Raw genomic sequence first — 2,341 nt, forward strand, 5'->3', positions numbered from 1 at the left:
GATGGATATAGCGCCCAACGAGCAGAGCCTCTTCGTCCAGGCTCAAACCCATGCGGCGGGTTTCGCCCAGCGCGTAAGCCATCAGTTTTTGAGCGATGGGTTGCAGTTCTACAGGTAACTCATATTTTTGATCTTCATCGTCGATGTCGTCGAAAGGAACATCGTGCCTTGCACCCAACTCACGCATGATGCGCAGGTAAACCAAGGCCAGTTCATTACGCACTTCCCGCTGGCTACTGACCGCTGCATACACATGCTGCCACTGTTCGTGGTCACCTTTGACCTTGCGTTCAAACTTCAGCCCCCAGTTTTGCACCTGCAATGGCAAATCATGAAGGTTGAGCTGATCCTGAAGGCGGTGCAGTTCGGTTTGGGTCCAGCGATAGGCAATGGATCTCATGGGGGACACGTGAGCATCTTCGGTGCTGCGAAATGGCTTGCTGAGCAGAATCCGCTCAGCCGCGCGAGGTAGATAACCGCCACCAAGGTCAGAATGAACACCCGGCAACACGATATCGGCAGCACCGGCACTGTTGAGCGAAAAGTTGTGGCGGCGTTCGTCCCGCGCCACCAAGTGCACGACTTTTTTGGCCATGTCCGGCGCCAGGTACAGGTTGACGCCGGGATTGTTGGCGTCGTGGACGCTGATGCCGCTAATGGAAACGCTCGCGACAGCGGCCACGGTGTCGAAGATGCCGATGAAGTTGATGGAGACGTCGGTTCTGGCACGCCAGGCAAACTCCTCGACGAACAGTGGTGAATTGGCCGGGAGCAGCGTGGCCAATAGGCTCTGTTCYCCTTTCAATACTTCGTTGGCGAARTGCCGMGCGGCAGCGGCGCCYCGRCTGAARCCGAAGATATCGAACTCAATRCGTTCRACTTTTCGGTCAGGATTAGCACGTTCGAACAGCCGAACGACTTCGAGAATACGCGCTGGGCTCTGCTCAACTCGCGCCAATACACCCTGCGCGCCCAAACCGGTCATCTGTGAGTAAAGCGAATCTTCTGCTCCGCTACTGGTGCCGATACCCTCCAGATAAACGCGGATGAACCCTATTGTCTCTTCAGCAGCAATTTGAATTTCAGTGTCATCCTTGTACAACTCATACAGCTTCGCCACATTACTGCTGTCATTCCCATAACTGTTATCCGGCGCTCCTCCCTTGCCGTCATAGCCATGAGCCTGACAAAACTGCCGAATGTCCTCCGCCAGCTCTTCCAACCCCACATCCCGCGCATGGCACTCGGCGACCATTTCACTGTTGGATCGGTTATTGCCGGTACCATCGAAGAACACGCCGATCCGTAAGGTAATCCCCTCCAGCTCGACTTCTTCCTCCTCTTCCTCCAGTTCGCCTGACGCTTCGTCCTCAGGCGCGACGGATGCCAACAAACCAACCGCTGTCCCCGGCAACAACGAAYGGGCGGCCATAGCCGGTATGGGAGAACCACCATCCYCAATCGCGGTGCTGCTGAAAATACCGTCTGCGTCGATCACGATGTGCTGACCGCCGACCTTCACCGAAAGGCTCTCACCCGCCTCTATCACAAGGTGGGAACCGGCCTTGATGTGCACCTGYTCGCCGGCCTCGATCACCAGGGTTTTGCCGATCCGTGTATGGCTRCTGCTGGCTACCTGCAAGTAGTCGTTAGCCTTGAGCTGGACTTTGCGATCCGCCGCGACCGTGCGATGTTCTTCAGCTCCSAGCACCGTGATGCTGTSGCCCTTGATGGTTTCCTSGCGCTYRTTACCCACTTCCAGCCGGCTGTCATKTTCGACCTTCTGCTCCAGATCCCGCTGGGCCCGCAGGTGGATCAGCTCCTGCCCGGCGCGGTCTTCRATCGACAGTTCGTTGTAACCACCCGTGCTGGGGGAGCTGTGGCTGCGCAGTACGGTTTTGGTTTTGTTYTCGGGCAAGGGATAGGGCGCAGGTGTGACTTTGTTGCTCAGGCAACCGGTGATCAGCGGTTGGTCGGGATTGCCTTCGAGGTAGGTGACAAGGACTTCCATGCCGATACGCGGAATGGTCACCGCGCCGAAATGATCCCCCGCCCAACTGGAGGAAACCCGCAGCCAGCAACTGCTTTTTTCGCTGTCGCGTTCGGCCCGGTCCCAGTGGAACTCGACTTTGACGCGACCATATTCATCGCAGTAGATCTCTTCGCCGACGGGGCCGGTGACGCGGGCGGTCTGGCAGACCAGCGCCGGTCTTTGTGCCGGCAGCGGTGGCCGGTAGAACACGTCCCAGGGAATGGCGCTGAAGCGGTTGCGATAGCCTTGGGTAAAACCGTCTTCGGGTTCGGTCGCGTTGGTGACTGACTCTTCCAGCACCTGGGGTTG

At 57.6% G+C, this 2,341-nt stretch carries 1 protein-coding gene; it reads right to left on the bottom strand.

What is annotated here, in order from left to right; translation table 11 throughout:
* The coding region (tssI, locus tag AC1DH9_RS27505) for a type VI secretion system tip protein TssI/VgrG (protein WP_477809169.1) at positions 1-2,341 on the bottom strand (2,341 nt) is incomplete at both ends.

The organism is Pseudomonas sp. 05T35, assembly GCF_056396605.1.